This is a genomic window from Marinobacter sp. W-8 (assembly GCF_044342215.1).
In the GTDB taxonomy this organism is placed as follows: domain Bacteria; phylum Pseudomonadota; class Gammaproteobacteria; order Pseudomonadales; family Oleiphilaceae; genus Marinobacter; species Marinobacter nauticus.
In genome coordinates this window covers 3,102,308-3,118,441 of the sequence record NZ_CP172297.1, presented here as the reverse complement: position 1 = coordinate 3,118,441, position 16,134 = coordinate 3,102,308, and the positions used below count along the sequence as shown (strand labels likewise).

The window sequence follows — 16,134 nt, the reverse complement described above, 5'->3', positions numbered from 1 at the left end:
CCTAAAAGTCATCAGTCGATGTGAACAGGCCGACCCGAAGGTCTTTGGCGGTGTAGATTTCCCGCCCGTCCACTTCCATGCGGGCATCCGCAATGGCCATGGTCAGTTTGCGGCGAATCAACCGCTTGATATCCAGATAGTAGGTGACCTTTTTGTTTTCCGGCAAAACCTGTCCGAAAAACTTCACCTCACCAGCGCCCAGGGCGCGACCCTTGCCTTCGCCGCCACTCCAGGCCAGGAAAAAGCCGACCAGCTGCCACATGGCGTCCAGGCCCAGGCATCCAGGCATCACCGGGTCGCCCTCAAAATGCACTTTGAAAAACCAGAGATCCGGGTTGATGTCCAGTTCGGCCACCAGGCTGCCTTTGCCGTATTCGCCGTCATCGGCTCCGATATGAGTGATGCGGTCGACCATCAGCATTTCGTCGATGGGCAGACGCATGGCGCCGGGGAACAGCTGGCCGTGGCCGCAGCGGATCAGGTCTTCTTTGTCAAAGTGATCAGGATACATGTTGCCTGTGTCTCTGTTGCAAAATGATTTCTTCTACTTTAGCGCCTGTTCTGTGAACGGCTATTGACCTTTAGTGGATGATTACCGCCGATAAGTTCCCTGGAACCTGCAGCCAGAGCCGGTTGATGGTCATCAAGGCTATTTTTTGTCCGGTTTGATACTTTCGTCGAATCTGTGAAGTTCGCCATATTAGGGAGGGACTATGTCTGCGGATGAGGAGTTCATCGATGGGCGAATCCGGTTCGAGGCGGGTCGGGTATTGGTGCACCTGGAACGGTTGCTGGAACATCCTCCGGAGGCTGTCTGGAATATGCTGACCGATTCGGTGCATCTGGCCAGCTGGCTGGCGGCAGGGTCTCTGGAGGCTCGTGAAGGTGGCCGGGTTCAGCTGGATTTTGGCAACAGTGGCATGCCAATCGACTGTACCATTACCGCCTGCCGGCCTCACCGGCTGTTGTCCTACTCCTGGAGTTCCGGCGATGCCCCCGAGCGGCCGCTGACCTGGGAATTGCTGCGGGAAGGAGTCTGTACCCGGCTTTGCCTGACGCTGTCGTTACCGGACGATGAGGTGGTGCCCATTGCCTGCGCCGGCTGGGATGCCCATCTGGAAATGCTGATGGCGGCACTGGAAGGTATCAGCATTCACTTTCCGGCAGCCCGGTTCCGTGCGGCGCGCTCCCATTTTGAAAAGCTGCTAAAAGAGAAGCTGGCGGCTTAAAGTCCTGTCGCTGAAAACAGAAAGGCCGGCTCGGTTACGCCCCGAGCCGGCCTTTTGTATCTGCAACCGGATCAGCCTTCGCGCCCGTCTGGCCGGGGGCTGGCCAGAATGCCGGTGTAACGCACCAGGAACAGGCCATAGGCCAGTATCCACAGCAGGGTGCTGGTGCCAATGCCGGGGTGCCAGGGAATCAGATTGAAGGCGGTCAATACCCGAATAACCGCAGCGAGCTGGATGGCCACGAACGCCAGGACCATGCCCTTTGGTAACACCAGCGGGCGGCCGGTGTGGCCCAGTGACACGCGAGCAATCACACCGAGAATCAGGCAGCCGATGGCGCCGGTGCCGGCGGCATGGCTCCAGGCATTGGTTGGCCACCCCGCTACCAGAGAACCCGCCAGCAGAATCAGTGCAACCGGCACCCAGAGAATGGACAGGTGCAGAATCCAGAGCAGGGGATCTTTGCGCACCAGCCAGCCTTTCCAGTTATACAGGCGCACGAGCATCAAGGCTGCAGCAACCACCGCAATCACGGCGGTGGCGGTTTGCCAGCCGGTAACCAGAGATGCCATCAGCAGGATCATGGAAAACAGTGCCGCCATGTCCAGTGCCGGAATCATCTTGACCGCCTCCGCATTGGCGCTACGCTGGCGCAGCCATCCAGCCGAAAATGCCGGGGTAATCCGGCCTCCGATGATGCTGATCAGTGCCATGGCCATGATCAGCGCACCATAGCTGAATGCCATGTCCAGCCGGGTGACAAAGCCGATCTGCATCAGCCAGAGTAACCCGAGCACCACCAGGATCATCAGCTGTCGTTTCTGGCGGGCCTTCCACACGCGCCAGCCGGCATCAATCATCACCAGGGGCAGGAACGTCAGATTCACGCCCTGTACCAGCCAGTCCGGCAGGTTGCCGCCAAAGGCCAGTAACAGGCGACCGGCCAACCACACGCCCCAGAGTCCTGCAAGCAGTGCACCATGGGTTCGGTTGGTCTGGGTCCAGACGCAGACAGCGGTGAGCAGAAAGCCTGCGATGGCAGCAGAGAGAAAGCCGAACAGCATTTCGTGCTGATGCCAGAACAGGGCGGGCAGAGCCAGTGGCAGCTGAACCATGCCGGTGACTTCCAGAACCCAAAGCGGGACGGCAACAATGGCCAGTACCGTCATGGACAGGAAAAAAATCCGGAAAGGATAGGAAAAGAGTTGGCTGAGGCTGGCAGACGCCCGTTCAGGGGAAGTCGGTATGGCCTGCATAGATGTCTCCCATATACATGTATTCTGGGTATATGTTAAACCTTCATGCCAGTATTAACCATACCTGCTTGGGGGTAGTTTGCGTACAATGGCCGCAAATCGTTTGTTAACAAAGGAACTTCCATGACCTCGTACATGATCCTGAAGCACCTGCACATGACCACCGCCTACCTCACCATCACGTTGTTTGCCCTGCGGCTACTGCTCGATGCGGTCGGGCGACCAGGCTGGCGCCAGACGCCGCTGCGGTTCATTCCCCACATTAACGACACCATCTTGCTGGTCGCGGCGATTGCGCTGGTATTTGTGGCCGGTTATGCCTCTGCCATGCCCGGTTGGCTGATTGCCAAGATCGTGTTGTTGTTCGGTTACATCATTGCCGGGGTGTTTGCGCTGAAAACCACTGTCGGCAAGCCCGCACGCATTGTGGCGGCGGTACTTGCCCTGGTGCAGGTGACGGCTATTCTCCATCTGGCCATGGCCAAGCCGTTCTGAATCAGCGTTTCTCGCTGACCTGCTTCGTCAGTTCCTGCAGCTGTTCCTGTACAGCCTGGAGCTGACGAGCAATCTCATCCCGCTCGTCGTGGGCCTTCTGGGCCTGTTTGGCGTTCTGCTCCTCGCTCATCACCTCCAGTATCGCCCCGATCATCATATTCAGGAACACAAAGGCCGTCAGGAAGATAAAGGTCAGGTAGTACAACCAGCTCATGGGATAGTCTTCCATGGTGGCATACATCACGTCGGTCCAGTCCTCAAAGGTGGCAACCCGGAACAGCGTGAGCATGGCGATGGCGACATCGCCCCAGAGCACTTCATCCACACTGGCGAAGAACATGGAGCCCATGGCAGCGTAGATGTAGAAGATAATAAACATCAGCAGGGCAATGTAGCCCATGCGCGGAATGGCTTTGAGTAACGAGTTGATCAGAAAGCGCAGCTCGGGCACCACTGATACCAGTCGAAGCACCCGGAAGACCCGCAGTAACCGGCCCAGTAGCACTGCCTCGGAATTGTCCAGAGGGATCAGGCTGCCGATCACCACAATGGTGTCGAACAGGTTCCAGCCGTCCATGAGAAAGCGCCGTTTGAGGGGGCAGGCGGCGAACCGGAACAGGATTTCCACCAGAAAGAACAGAGTGATGGCGTTGTCCATCACCGACAGGCTCTGTTCCACCAGAGGTGGCAGATCATAGGTTTTGGCGCCGATGGTCAGGGCAGACAGAATAATGATGGCGATAACAACAGTCTGAAACACCTTGCTCGATTCAATGCGCTTGAGCTGGGCAAAGCTGCTGGCGGGATTCATGTCCATGGACATCTCGACGGCTCCGGGAGAATTGAAACGCGGCAATTCTAAAGCTCCGGAGCCGGCGGTGGTAGGTCTGTGGTGTGAGTTTAATCGACCTGGCGGAGGATTTGCTGCCACTCGGCATCACTGACCGGCATGACCGAGAGCCGGCTGCCTTTGCGTACCAGAGGCAGCTCACTGAGTTCTGGCATGGCTTTGAGTGAGTCCAGGGGGATCAACGCCGGCAGTTTCCGTTCAAACTGCAGGTCGACCGCCTGCCAACGAGGTTTTTCCGCCGTGCTTTTGGCGTCGTAGTAGGGAGACTCCGGGTTGAACTGGCTTGGGTCCGGGTAGGCCGCCTTCACTACGCGAACAATACCGGCAATGCCGATGCGCTTGCAGCTGGAGTGATAGATAAAGACCAGATCTCCCTCCTGCATCTGCGCCAGAAAGTTGCGGGCCTGGTAATTGCGCACACCGTCCCAGGGAATAACGCCCTCAGGCTGACGGGCAAAATCATCAATACCGCATTCAGAGGGTTCGGTTTTAACCAGCCATTTTGTCACCAGAGGAGCTCCACTCGATCATTGTCGGGCCAGTATACAAAAAAGCCCCGAAGGCGGGGCATAAAGCACGAAACGGTGTCCGGGGCGGTTATCCGTGTTGGTTGGACCCCTGCCTGGGGGCACCCGCTGCCGGATGACGGTTCATGGGATAGAACAGCTGCGGGGAGGCCAGCTCCGGCAGATCGGTCTGCTCGGTCTGGGCCGCCCATTCCACCCGTTCCGCTTTGCGGATGGCGTAGTGCATCCAGGCCAGGGCTGCTGCCACAATGGCGAACATCAGCATGAAGCAGCTTTGCCAGATGCCGGTTATGTCGTTCAGCACACCAAAGGTGAGTGGCAGGATGAAACCGCCGATACCGCCGATCATGCCCACCACACCACCCACGGCACCGACATGCATCGGGTAATACACCGGAATGTGTTTGTAGACCGCCGCTTTACCCAGTGACATGAAAAAACCGAGGATAAAGGTGAGCACCACGAACATGGGCAGGCTCATGGCCAGCGTGAAATGGATATCTCCCTCGATGCCATGCACCACATAGCGGGTGGGCGGATAACTGAGCAGGAAGGTACAGACTACCGAGGCAATGAATGTCCAGTACATCACACGTCGGGCGCCGTAGCGGTCCGACAGCCAGCCCCCGAGGACGCGGAACAGGGATGCCGGGATGGTATAGAGCGCGGCGATCATGCCGGCGGTTTTGATGTCCAGGCCATAAACGCCGATCAGGTAATGGGGTAGCCAGAGCGCCAGGGCAACAAAGGCGCCGAACACAAAAAAATAGTACAGGGCAAAGCGCCACACTCGAAGCTCCCGGAGCGGTGCCATCTGTTCGGCAAACGATTTCTGTTCGGCGCTGCGGCGTTGTTCGGCCAGCGGGTCGGTTTTCGCCAGTAGCAGGAAGGCAATGCCCATGATGGCCAGCACCGTGGCGTATATCTGCGCGGTTTTCTCCCAGCCGAAAGCCACCAGCAGAAATGGAGCACCGAAGTTGGTCACAGCAGAACCGACATTGCCGGCGCCGAAAATGCCCAGTGCCGTACCCTGTTTTTCCGGTTCAAACCAGGCCGCGGTATAGGCCACCCCGACAATGAAGGCGCCGCCCGCCAGGCCCACCCCGAGGGCCCCGACCAGCATCATGGCGTAGGTGGTGGCAAAGGTCAGCAGATACACGCAGGCCGACGTGGTCAGCATCAGAATACCGAACACCCAGCGCCCGCCATAACGGTCGGTCCAGATGCCCAGGAATAAACGGCTGATGGAGCCGGTAAGAATCGGCGTGGCCATCAGCAATCCCAACTGGGTGTCGGACAGCGCCAGCTCTTCACTGATGCGAATGCCGATGATGGAAAAGATGGTCCAGACGGCAAAACACAGGGTGAAGGCGAAGGTTGAAAGGCCCAGCGCCCGATATTGCTGAGCTTTTGCGGGCGTGCTCGTCATGGTCTCTCCTGGCCAGATAACTCTCTTCTGAAACCATACCAAAAAGCCGGATTTCCGGGCCGGCGCATTGGAGGTACCTCCTGCTGGGGGCAAAGGGGGTAGGTCAATGGCCACTATCCCGGGAAAGGTGATATTCCGGGGCTTTCTCTGGTGGGGTACGCGAGTTCACGCTTGATCAAGGTCAATTATGGCAGTTGGGTGCTATGGAGTAATGCTGACTGATATCAACTCGAATGCCTCCGTCTTGGGGGTGTGATACCGGGAGAACCCCATGAATATCATGATTGCCTACGACGGTTCCCGAAACGCGAAACTGGCGCTGGCCCAGACCATTACCATGTTTCGGCGGCTGGAGCCAAAAATCACGCTGGTTGCGGTGGCAGAAAATCCCCGTGACATCACCTCTGGTAATGAAGACCTGTTTCAGGAAGAAGTGGGCGAGCTGAAGCAGCATCTGAAAGAAGCTCTGGAACTGTGCGAAAGCGAGCAGGTAAGCGCTGAGACCCTGATGCTGGAGGGTGACGCCCGAAAGAGCCTGCTGTTTGCCGCAGAGAAGAAGGTACGGCCAGACATGCTGGTCATCGCTCGTCACAGTCATGAGCCTGACGGCGGCTTCATTGCCCGATCATTGACCTATTTCGTGGACGAACTGGATTACATGACCTTCGGCAGCGTCAGCTCCTTCCTGGCGCGCCGGATCCAGTGCCCACTTCTGATTCTGCCCAGCCGTTGATGGCCGGGATTACCTGTTTCCATTGTCTTAGCCCCGGGAGGCTGAAATGAAAGTCGCTGACGTATTCCGCGTCCGCAATCCGGAGATCAGGGCGCTGCACCTGACCTGGATTGCCTTCTTTATCACATTCTATGTCTGGTTCAACATGGCGCCACTGGCGTCCAGCATGCTCAAAAGCGTGGACTGGTTGACCAAGGACGACCTGCGCTTGTTTGCCATCTGTAACGTGGCGCTAACGATTCCTGCCCGCATTATCGTGGGTATGGCGCTCGACCGCTTCGGCCCTCGCCGGGTGTTTTCGGTGCTGATGGTGGTGATGTCAATTCCGGCACTGGTGTTTGCCTTTGGTGACACCATGGCTCAGTTGCTGGTCAGCCGCCTGGTTCTGAGCTCCATTGGTGCGAGCTTTGTGGTGGGCATTCATATGACCGCTATGTGGTTCAAACCCAAAGACATCGGGTTTGCAGAGGGCTTCTATGCCGGCTGGGGTAACTTTGGTTCTGCTGCGGCAGCCATGTCACTGCCGACCATTGCCATTACCATGTATGGCGGTGAAGACGGTTGGCGCTGGGCCATTGCCCAAAGCGCCATCGTGATGGCGGCCTATGGTGTTTACTACTGGTTTGCGATTACCGACGGCCCTGCCGGTACCGTGCATCGCAAACCCCGCAAGGCAGTGGCGCTGGAAGTCAGCACCTGGGGCGATATGGTCAAGCTGATTCTGTGGACCATTCCGCTGGTGGGCGTGCTGGCAATCTTGGTGTGGCGTATCCAGAACATGGGGTACCTGACCACCACTGGGGCTGCTATCTGTTACGCGGTGATTTTCGCCATTGTCTGCTATCAGATTATCCAGATCCTGCGGGTAAACGTACCCATCCTGAAAAAAGGGGTGCCGGAAGACGACAAATACCCGTTCAACAGTGTCGCCGCCCTGAACAGCACCTACTTCGCCAATTTTGGCGCCGAGCTGGCGGTGGTCTCCATGCTGCCAATGTTCTTCGAAGAGACCTGGAGCCTGAGCGCGACGGCCGCTGGCCTGATCGCGGCCTCTTTCGCCTTCGTGAACCTGATGGCACGTCCGATGGGGGGCCTGGTATCTGATCGCATGGGGAACCGCCGTTTCGTGATGCTCAGCTACATGTTCGGCATTGCGGTAGGCTTCGGCCTGATGGGGCTGCTGGATTCCAACTGGCCGCTGATTGTGGCAGTGGCGATCACTGTGTTCACGTCCTTCTTCGTACAGGGCGCAGAAGGTGCCACCTTTGGCATCATCCCCTCTATCAAGCGTCGCCTGACCGGCCAGATATCTGGTATGGCTGGTGCCTATGGCAACGTAGGTGCGGTGGTCTACCTGACCATCTTCACCTTTGTCACCCCGACCCAGTTCTTCTTCATCATCGCCGCTGGAGCCTTTGTTAGCTGGATACTGTGCATTATGTGGCTGAAGGAACCCGAGAGCGGCTTCTCTGAGGAATACCACGTGTCTTCTGTCGATCTGCAGATCGAAGAAGAGGAGCGCCAACGGTTGGCGGGCCAGACAGCACGGTAAAAACGCTCCCTTTACAACGGGAGCTGTGACAACCCGCCGCGGAGCAATCCCGGCGGGTTTTTGTATGCTCGGAGGAAAGTGGTCGCAACAGGAGAGAGGCCATGGGGTTCTGGGAACGCTGGTCCGGGCTGCTGGGGGCGGCAAGCGCCAACGAGCCGTAGGCTTTACGCCTGCTACTGACCAGAGGTGCCGATCCCGACATCCAGGAATACGAGAACGGACAGACCGCGCTGATGATGGCGGTGCGCAACCGCAATCCGGAACTGGTTCGATTGCTGCTCTCTGCCGGGGCAGACCCGGAGCTGGTTAATAAATCGGGAAAGAGCGCCAGAGATCTGGCGCTGGTCGCAAGTGCCGGGGAGGGGGAGCCCATGCAGCAGGTAATCAATGCCCTGGGCTGTGAGCCCGCAGCTGTGCAGAAGCGCTGATCGTTGGCAGTTCCCTGCCGCCATAAAAAAGCCGGCCCTTGTGGGGCCGGCGAGCAGAGGTCTAACGCTTGGATTCTTGCTGTTACGGATTCTTGATGTAGGCGTTCTTGCGCAGGTAGAACCACCAGTTAACTACCAGACACACCGCATAGAACACTGCGAACCCGTACATGGCCACTTCTGGCGTGCCGGCCTGGATCTCCTGGCCCATCACACGAGGGGCGATGAAGGCGCCGTAAGCGGCGACGGCCGAGGTCCAGCCCAGTACCGGGCCCTTCTGCTGCTGGTTGAAGATGAAACCAATGCTGCGGAAGGTGGAGCCATTGCCAATACCGCTGGCGGCGAACATCACAATGAACAGGATCAGGAACAGGGCAAAGTAGCTGTTCGGATCAGTTGAGTTGTAGGCGAGCATCATCACGTAGCCGGTAGCGACCGAGGCGACGACCATCACTACTGAAATGATCTGGGTGACGATGGAGCCGCCCATCTTGTCGGAAATCCAGCCGCCGACCGGACGAATCAGGGCGCCGACGAACGGCCCCATCCAGGCCCAGGTCAGTGCGCTGGGCGCCTCCGGATTGACCACACGAGTCATGGTACCGTCGGCGCCTACTTCCATCATGTTGCCGAAGATGACGCTGATGGACAGGGGCAGGGCGGCAGAAAAGCCGATGAAAGAGCCGAAAGTCAGAATGTAAAGCACGGTCATGGACCAGGTGTGCTTGTTGCTGAAAATGGCAAACTGGTTCTTGATGTTGGGTTTGATGTCACCGGGGATCAGTCTGAGCAGCACCACAGTCAGCACGATGGTGATGGGCAGGGCCAGCCACATGTTCATGACTGACAGGGCCCAGACGCCGGCAATAGAGGTCAGCAGGCCAACGCCATAGAGACCAAGAATCTTGCCGAAGGCCGACATTGGGTTGCCGGGATTGGGAGTCACCACCTTGAGGTTGTTCATGCCGAACCAGCCCGCGAAGGCCAGCGGAATCAGAAAGACCAGCCAGATGAAGCCGGCGTTCTGGATCCAGGTGTCGGTGCCGGCCTCAATACGGCCGATCAGGGTGCCGCTGGGGCTTTGCAGTTGCATGGGATCACCGGCAAGAGCGCCGAACACGCCGACGGTCATTACCAGTGGAATCAGAATTTGCATGGTGGTCACGCCGAAGTTACCCAGGCCGGCGTTCATGCCCAGACCGTAACCCTGTTTGCTCTTCGGATAGAATGCACTGATGTTGCTCATGGAGCAGGCAAAGTTACCGCCACCAATACCGGACAGCAACGCCAGTGCCTGGAACACGATGAACGGTGTGTCTGGATTCATCAGGGCGACACCGGTGCCGAACGCCGGGATCATCAGCAAGGCCGTGGTCAGAAAAACGGTGTTGCGGCCGCCGGCAATCTTGATCATGAACGATGCCGGAATTCGCAGGGTGGCGCCAGAAAGGCCGGCAATGGCAGTCAGCGTGAACAGCTGTTCAACGGTGAAAGAAAAACCCAGGTTTTTCATCTGGGTAGTGATCATTCCCCACATCAGCCAGATGGCGAATCCCATCAGCAGGCTGGGGATGGAAATCCACAGGTTGCGGGAGGCGACTTTCTTGCCCTCCCGCTCCCAGAATTCCTCACTTTCCACATCCCAGTGTTCAATGTCAGCGTTGGTTTTTGCCATGGTTAAGCTCCTCGTTTCCTCGACCCGGAGCCACCCGAATCAGTGGCTGTCACGGCGTTGGGCTCATTTTGCAAACGAGGCAGGTGTTTCAATTCTGATAAATATCAAGGAAGGTTCTCGGTAATATGATCTCGCAATCAGCGTGGTTTGGTGGCAGTTTTTTCGGGCTTTTAAATCCTTAAGAAACAGTTGGTTATGGCGGTGGTATGCCGTAGGTAGTAGTTGCCTTTCGAGTTGGCGCAGTGGAGGTAGCCAATCATTTCCGGGGGGTATTGCGGGCCGTGTGGGGCTTTTGAGCACCTGGATAGAGGCCCAGTACCTGACCGGCGATGCCTCCGAAGGTCAGGGTCCAGCAGCCGGCGGAGAACCACAGTAGCAGGGGTTGTGAGTAAGGCGTGGCCCCCGCCAGGTAGCGGCTGATGGAGGCGGCTGCGACCAGAATCGCGATGGCGATAACCTGCCATGCCGGCGGAAATGTCCGGCGTGCCCGCTGCCAGGCCAGTCGAAGCATCACGCTACCCGACAGCGTCCCCAGCGCTCCGACAACAATGAGGTGTAATGCGGGCAGAACCGGATGCCCGGTTAGCAGACGTGCGCCTGCGAACGCCGCACCGATGGCCAGCCACAGATAGCCAAGGGCCAGCACTAGCAGGTCGGGCCGGTTGCTACAGTGCCAGAGTTTCCATCGGGCGATCCGGATAACCACCAGCGCACTGGCTGAGACAAGAAGAAGTCCGGCCAGCTGTTCGGTGGCACTGAACAGCATCAACGTCATGGCGATCGGCAGGACGACCAGCAGTGCTCCTTCTATGTGCGGTTGTACCCTGGCTTCCAGGGGGATGCCCCGCTTTTCCAGCGTGCCGGCCACGGCCGGGGCAATAATCCTTCCGCCCATAAAAGTCATCAGTAATAGCAGGCCCAGGATGGTGGTTTGGAGCAGGCGGCGGGTGTCTGGCAAAGGCAGGCCAGCTTGTGTCAGAAAGTAGATCAAAGCCATCAGGCAGAGCACGAGAATCAGCGGTCCGGCAATTTTGTTGCGCCATTTCTTGGCGGCCTGAAACCGTGGCACCACGTGCCATGCCAGTAGCAATGCAAAAGCCGGGCTGAGTAACTGGGCGACCAGAGTGTCTGGTGCGAGCAGCCAGACGAACCGGGCCGCTAACCAGAGCCCAAAGAGCGGAACCAGTACACGCCAGGGTTGAGGCCCAAGTGTGTAACCGGCGATCAGTGCCAGGGCGAAACCAAAAATCAGCTCATGGCCATGGCCGGCGCCAATCAGCCCGGGTGGCCAGCCGGAGCCGGATAGCACCGCATATATCGATAGCGGAACCACCGCTGCGGCCCAGAGCGATGCCGCCGGAAAGAACAACCAGAACGTATGGATGGGCTTCAGGGGCCTGGTGGTCATCGTTCGCTCTCCGGCAGGTGGGGGGAGACTTGCTCAAGGTCATCTGGCGACCTTGAAGCCGTTGTGGTGCTCCACTAAAAGTGAGATTAAGAAAGCATGATACAGGTGGATACCATGACAATGACACAACTCCTGAGCCTGCCGTTCTCCGCGAATGGTGTCTGGCGCGAACTCAAGGGAATGAACCTCTCCATCCCGTTTCTGGCCTGGGTGATTGTGGTGCCCATGTCTTTTCTGCCACCGGTGTTGTTGTATTACGCCGGAACTCACTACGGTGACAGTTTCATTAACGGGTTTGCGGATAAGGAATGGCGTTTTATAACCACCATTCTGTTTCTGGCAGAGCTGTTGACCTTCTTCGTAATGGGGTGGCTGATCAAGGCGGTACTTGATGGTCATCAGCTACAGATTGAGTACCCGGATGCTTACCTGCTGGCCGCCATTGCACCACTGCCGCTGTGGCTGTCGTCCCTGGCGCTGCTGGTTCCGGTGCTGGCGGTGAGCGTCATCGCTGTGTTTGCAGGTATGTTTCTGTCCTGTGCGCTTATCTACCAGGGGGTTCGTTCCTTGTGCCAGCGCACAGATAACGATGTGGTGGCCATGTCGGCCACCTACACGGTGATGGCCGCCTCGCTGTTGGCCTGGGGTATCCTGATGGCGATGGTCTGGGCGTTCTAGACGCTGTGCGGCAATACACCAAAATAAATGGCGCTGAAGTGACAGGCGCTGCCGCCAATCACGAACAGGTGCCAGATCGCGTGCATGTAAGGAATGCGGTCGGCCAGGTAAAACGCAACGCCGGCGGTGTAGACAATGCCGCCGGCGATGGTCAGTTGCAGGGCCGTTTCACTGAGGTTGGCCACCAGGTCGGATGACGCGAAGGTGATCAGCCAGCCCATGGCAATGTAGATACCTACCCGTGCCAGCTTGAAACGGTTTTTGAAGATCACCTTCAGTACCACGCCGGTCAGCGCCAGGGACCAGATAACGGCAAACAGGGTCCAGCCGGTGGTGCCACGCATGTTGACCAGCAGAAAAGGTGTGTAGGTACCGGCAATCAGCAGGAAAATGGCGCAGTGATCCAGGGTCTTGAAGGCCGTTTTCAGGCGAGGATGGCGGGCGCCGTGATAAAGCGCGGACGCTATGTACAACAGAATCAGTGAGGCACCGAACACGCTGAAACTGATAATCTTCCAGACATCCCCCAGCTGGCTGGCGCCTGCGATCAGGGCGACCGTCCCTACCACACTCAGCAGGGCTCCAATACCGTGGGTGGCGCTGTTAATCCACTCTTCTATCCTGTGATGAACGGAATCTGGCTGACTGTGGCTGTGAGTCATGGTATGGGTACGTGCCTTATGGGAAATTGCGGTTCAACGAAAGTATAGGGTATTTCAGCGTACAGGTGTACGCAAATTATGACGCATGAACATTCTGTGACTTCGTTCAGAAAAACTGAAAGACCTGCCGGAAATCTTCCGTTTTTGTCTTGCCGTCAGAGCAGTTAGGCTTTGAATCATTGAACGCACACACAGGAGATTGTTGCGATGGCGAAAGTTCTTGTTCTTTATTACTCCATGTACGGTCACATTGAGACCATGGCCAATACCGTGGCAGAGGGCGCTCGCGGTGTTGACGGAGCCGATGTTGTTGTCAAGCGTGTTCCGGAGACCATGGCCGATGAAGCCTTTCTGAATGCCGGTGGCAAGGCAGATCAGGGCGCCCCGGTGGCGGACCCGAAGGAACTGGCGGACTACGATGCTATTATCTTTGGTACCCCGACCCGCTTCGGCAACATGGCGGGCCAGATGCGTACATTCCTGGACCAGACCGGCGGCCTTTGGGCTGAGGGCAAACTGCATGGCAAGGTCGGCAGTGTCTTCACTTCTACCGGCACTGGTGGTGGCCAGGAACAGACCATTACCTCGTTCTGGACCACCCTGGCACACCACGGCATGGTGTTGGTGCCGCTGGGTTATGGCATACCGGAGTTCTTCGATATTTCAGAAGTGAATGGTGGTACGCCTTATGGCGCTTCGACCATTGCCGGCGGAGATGGCAGCCGCCAGCCCAGTGAGAAAGAACTGGCCATTGCCCGTTTCCAGGGCAAGCATGTGGCGAAACTGGCGATCAAGCTGCACGGTTAATCGCAGAAGGACCCTAACTCAGGTATTGGCGGCGGACGAAGTTCCGCCGCTTTTTTATGGGTTCTTGCTCTGGTTGGCAAAGGCGGTCTTGAGACGGGAGAAGGTAGCTGGCACCACGCCCAGCCAGGAGGCGAGCTGGTTGTCCGGCACCCGCTTGACCAGCTCCGGATATTCCTCCAGTAGCAGCTGGTAGCGTTCCCGGGCTGACATGGTGTGTTTACGGTATTCCCGCATGCTGGTCAGTTCTGCGATTTCCTCGGTCAGCACCAGGGCAAACTTGTGCCACTGGCCATCGCCGTAACTTTGGATGGCCGAACGGAACGCCGAAAAATCAGCTACCCACAGGGTGGCAGGCAGAACACTGGTCAGGCATAAGGTATTGCGAACCGTGCGGCTGCGACCAAAGACCGGCCAGATCAGGTCACCCTCTGAAAAGAAATGATGGACGGCGACTTTGCCGGCCGGGGATTCCCGGAACAATCGGAGGATGCCGTACTGAACCAGATAGACATTGCCCCAGGGACGGTCGTGTTTTTCCAGCGGGGTTTCCGGGTCGACCCGTTGTTGCTGAAACAGGCTGGCGAGATGACTGAGAAACCGGGCCTCCGGATTGTCCTGGTTTTCGTTCAGGCAGATTCCGAAGGCGTGGCTCAGGCCATTCAGGAGTGCCACTTCGGCAGGTGCGACACTGTAGTGAATCAGATCATCACTGTCGCTACCCAGCAGGCATGGTGCTGAGGCCACGGGTGGCCTGAAACTGCTGTTCATATCTTGACCCCGGCTGCATTAGCTTAGGTCAATTATCCTACCATGAAAGCTACATTCGAAATGACTTAAACCATTAAGCCTATGTTACTCAGTCGATAAGGGTCAGTGGCTGGTGCCTTCCTCGTAGTTGATCTTGTTCCAGACGTTGTACTTGCCGGACGGCTTGTTCATCGGAATGCGTTTTTCCTCTTCCAGGGTGTCTGCGTCATAGACGATGATGGCGCCTTCGTTATCCCAGATGCTCAGCAGCAGTTTCTCGCCATGGCGGTCGAATTCCACGTGCGCGGCCACTTTTCCCGGCTCCGGCTGAAGCGTTTTGACGATCTCCAGGGTCTGCTTGTCGATAATGTGCACCTTGTCGGCGTTGGGGCCGAAGAACACATCTGCCCAGGCGTAACGGGAATTTTCGTGACTGCGCATGAAAAACCCGGGACCTTCGGTTTTCAGAGTCTTGATCACTTCCCAGGTGTCCATGTCGATAATGGAGATGGCGCCGGCCCGGAAGTGGGGGGTAGCCATTACCCGACGACCTTGGTACTCCCAGGTAATTCCGGAACCCAGGTGAGGCATGCCGGGCAGCGGCAGTTCAGCCGTGGTTTTGCCGGTATCCAGGTCGATCACTACGCCGTGCTTGCCATCCCGTGCAGCGCCGATCAGGTGCTGGTAGCCCGGGTCGAAGAAGAAGTCGTCCAGCAGGGTGTCGGTGGCCATTCGGCGCACCTTTGCCTCGCGGTTTTCGACGGTGATTTCCCAGGCTTCGGGAATGTCTTTCAGTGCAGCGATAAAGCTGCTTCTGGGTGGTGCGGCGTAGACGGCGCTTACTCGAGAGCTGTCGCCGGCATCGTTTTCAACGGGGATAAAATCCAGCATCTCCAGATTGGCGGCGTCGAACAATACCATGGAGTGGGGCAGGTAGTTTGCTGCCAGCACATAGTTGCCGTCAGCGGAAACTGCGATGTTGCGCATGTTGATGCCGGCGCGAACTTCGGCCATCACTTGCAGGTTGTAGATATCGTATTTGGTAATCCAGCCATCCCGGGAGCCGAAGTACACATAACGACCGTCCGGGCTGTACTTCGGCCCGCCGTGCAGGGCAAAGCGGCTGGGAAACCGGTGAATGGGCTCCATCTTGTCGCCATCGAGCAGGGTGACATGGTGATCACCAATCTCCACCACCAGGAACAGATTCATCAGGTCCGCCTCAAACACTGGCTCATCCGGCAGTGAGCCCTGGGGGTGGCTGACTTCCCGGCTGCTGCGGATTTCCGCCTCGCCCCATTTCAGCTCATGGCGCGGGGGCTGATAGATGAAGTCGGTCAGCGCCGCGATCTGCGGGTCGTTGAGGATGGTTTTATAGCCAGCCATCTGAGTGGCCGGTCGTCCCTCCCGGATGACCTGCTCGGCCTCGGCTTTTTTCAGCCGGCCGAGGTTCTCCGGCAGCAGCGCAGGGCCCATGCCGCCCAGCCTGTCCGGGCCGTGGCAGGCTGCGCATTGCTGCAGGTAGAGAGTCTCTGTGCTGTGGTTGTTAGCCTGTTCGGCCAGGGCCGGGCCTGTTATCAGGGCACCGGCAATCAGCAGGATTTTGTTCAGGTTTGCTCGGGCTTGGTTCAGGTTCACCAGCTACAGCTCCCGGTTGG

At 57.7% G+C, this 16,134-nt stretch carries 17 protein-coding genes; 7 read left to right on the top strand and 10 right to left on the bottom strand.

Translation table 11 applies throughout. The features are described 5' to 3' along the window. Window position 1: 1 nt before the first annotated feature. Window positions 2–511 (bottom strand): bifunctional 3-hydroxydecanoyl-ACP dehydratase/trans-2-decenoyl-ACP isomerase, encoded by a 510-nt coding sequence (gene fabA, locus ACF8YQ_RS14565; RefSeq protein ID WP_011786589.1) that lies wholly within the window; start codon window positions 509–511, stop codon window positions 2–4. Between the two features lie 202 nt (window positions 512–713). Here fabA and ACF8YQ_RS14560 point away from each other — a divergent pair, with 202 nt between their 5' ends. After that, the gene (locus ACF8YQ_RS14560; protein WP_396621822.1) at window positions 714–1,229 is read left to right on the top strand and encodes an SRPBCC family protein; all 516 of its coding nucleotides are present in this window, start codon (window positions 714–716) and stop codon (window positions 1,227–1,229) included. 71 nt (window positions 1,230–1,300) lie between these two features. Here ACF8YQ_RS14560 and ACF8YQ_RS14555 read toward each other — a convergent pair whose 3' ends face one another. Beyond that, on the bottom strand, window positions 1,301–2,485 hold the full coding sequence (locus ACF8YQ_RS14555; RefSeq protein ID WP_396621821.1) for an NnrS family protein: 1,185 nt from the start codon (window positions 2,483–2,485) through the stop codon (window positions 1,301–1,303). A 123-nt stretch (window positions 2,486–2,608) separates the two neighbouring features. Here ACF8YQ_RS14555 and ACF8YQ_RS14550 point away from each other — a divergent pair, with 123 nt between their 5' ends. Continuing rightward, on the top strand, window positions 2,609–2,980 hold the full coding sequence (locus tag ACF8YQ_RS14550) for a SirB2 family protein (RefSeq protein ID WP_153741699.1): 372 nt from the start codon (window positions 2,609–2,611) through the stop codon (window positions 2,978–2,980). A 1-nt stretch (window position 2,981) separates the two neighbouring features. Here ACF8YQ_RS14550 and ACF8YQ_RS14545 read toward each other — a convergent pair whose 3' ends face one another. From ACF8YQ_RS14545 to ACF8YQ_RS14535, 3 genes are all read right to left on the bottom strand, one after another. Further along, window positions 2,982–3,803 (bottom strand): ion transporter, encoded by an 822-nt coding sequence (locus ACF8YQ_RS14545; RefSeq protein ID WP_219193606.1) that lies wholly within the window; start codon window positions 3,801–3,803, stop codon window positions 2,982–2,984. A gap of 77 nt (window positions 3,804–3,880) precedes the next feature. Next, on the bottom strand, window positions 3,881–4,339 hold the full coding sequence (locus tag ACF8YQ_RS14540) for an EVE domain-containing protein (RefSeq protein WP_396621820.1): 459 nt from the start codon (window positions 4,337–4,339) through the stop codon (window positions 3,881–3,883). Window positions 4,340–4,427: 88 nt separating this feature from the next. Then, window positions 4,428–5,786 (bottom strand): nitrate/nitrite transporter, encoded by a 1,359-nt coding sequence (locus tag ACF8YQ_RS14535; protein WP_396621819.1) that lies wholly within the window; start codon window positions 5,784–5,786, stop codon window positions 4,428–4,430. A gap of 271 nt (window positions 5,787–6,057) precedes the next feature. Here ACF8YQ_RS14535 and ACF8YQ_RS14530 point away from each other — a divergent pair, with 271 nt between their 5' ends. The 3 genes from ACF8YQ_RS14530 to ACF8YQ_RS14520 all read left to right on the top strand — a co-directional run bounded on the left by ACF8YQ_RS14530 (window position 6,058) and on the right by ACF8YQ_RS14520 (window position 8,499). Beyond that, on the top strand, window positions 6,058–6,519 hold the full coding sequence (locus ACF8YQ_RS14530) for a universal stress protein (RefSeq protein ID WP_226596713.1): 462 nt from the start codon (window positions 6,058–6,060) through the stop codon (window positions 6,517–6,519). A 46-nt stretch (window positions 6,520–6,565) separates the two neighbouring features. Next, complete coding sequence (locus ACF8YQ_RS14525; protein WP_396621818.1) at window positions 6,566–8,071, top strand: MFS transporter; 1,506 nt, start codon at window positions 6,566–6,568, stop codon at window positions 8,069–8,071. Window positions 8,072–8,241: 170 nt separating this feature from the next. Then, entirely contained in the window at window positions 8,242–8,499 is a 258-nt protein-coding gene (locus ACF8YQ_RS14520; RefSeq protein WP_224851489.1) for an ankyrin repeat domain-containing protein, read from the top strand. Between the two features lie 82 nt (window positions 8,500–8,581). Here ACF8YQ_RS14520 and ACF8YQ_RS14515 read toward each other — a convergent pair whose 3' ends face one another. Then, a complete protein-coding gene (locus ACF8YQ_RS14515) occupies window positions 8,582–10,174 on the bottom strand; it encodes an antiporter (RefSeq protein ID WP_224851455.1) in 1,593 nt (530 codons plus the stop codon). 256 nt (window positions 10,175–10,430) lie between these two features. Then, complete coding sequence (locus ACF8YQ_RS14510) at window positions 10,431–11,582, bottom strand: NnrS family protein (RefSeq protein ID WP_226609524.1); 1,152 nt, start codon at window positions 11,580–11,582, stop codon at window positions 10,431–10,433. 114 nt (window positions 11,583–11,696) lie between these two features. Here ACF8YQ_RS14510 and ACF8YQ_RS14505 point away from each other — a divergent pair, with 114 nt between their 5' ends. Beyond that, a complete protein-coding gene (locus ACF8YQ_RS14505; protein WP_396621817.1) occupies window positions 11,697–12,260 on the top strand; it encodes a YIP1 family protein in 564 nt (187 codons plus the stop codon). On the opposite strand, the gene ACF8YQ_RS14500 is transcribed toward ACF8YQ_RS14505, so the two are convergent. Then, a complete protein-coding gene (locus ACF8YQ_RS14500) occupies window positions 12,257–12,922 on the bottom strand; it encodes a hemolysin III family protein (RefSeq protein WP_396621816.1) in 666 nt (221 codons plus the stop codon). The genes ACF8YQ_RS14505 and ACF8YQ_RS14500 overlap by 4 nt on opposite strands. 207 nt (window positions 12,923–13,129) lie before the next feature. On the opposite strand from ACF8YQ_RS14500, the gene wrbA reads away from it, so the two are divergent. After that, the gene (wrbA, locus tag ACF8YQ_RS14495; protein ID WP_396621815.1) at window positions 13,130–13,729 is read left to right on the top strand and encodes an NAD(P)H:quinone oxidoreductase; all 600 of its coding nucleotides are present in this window, start codon (window positions 13,130–13,132) and stop codon (window positions 13,727–13,729) included. Window positions 13,730–13,783: 54 nt separating this feature from the next. Here the strand turns inward: wrbA and ACF8YQ_RS14490 are convergent, their stop codons facing one another. Together ACF8YQ_RS14490 and ACF8YQ_RS14485 are read right to left on the bottom strand one after the other, a co-directional pair. Continuing rightward, a complete protein-coding gene (locus tag ACF8YQ_RS14490; protein ID WP_114434496.1) occupies window positions 13,784–14,497 on the bottom strand; it encodes a Crp/Fnr family transcriptional regulator in 714 nt (237 codons plus the stop codon). Between the two features lie 102 nt (window positions 14,498–14,599). Continuing rightward, window positions 14,600–16,114, bottom strand: a complete 1,515-nt coding sequence (locus ACF8YQ_RS14485) for a cytochrome D1 domain-containing protein (RefSeq protein ID WP_396621814.1) — start codon at window positions 16,112–16,114, stop codon at window positions 14,600–14,602. Window positions 16,115–16,134 lie beyond the last annotated feature (20 nt).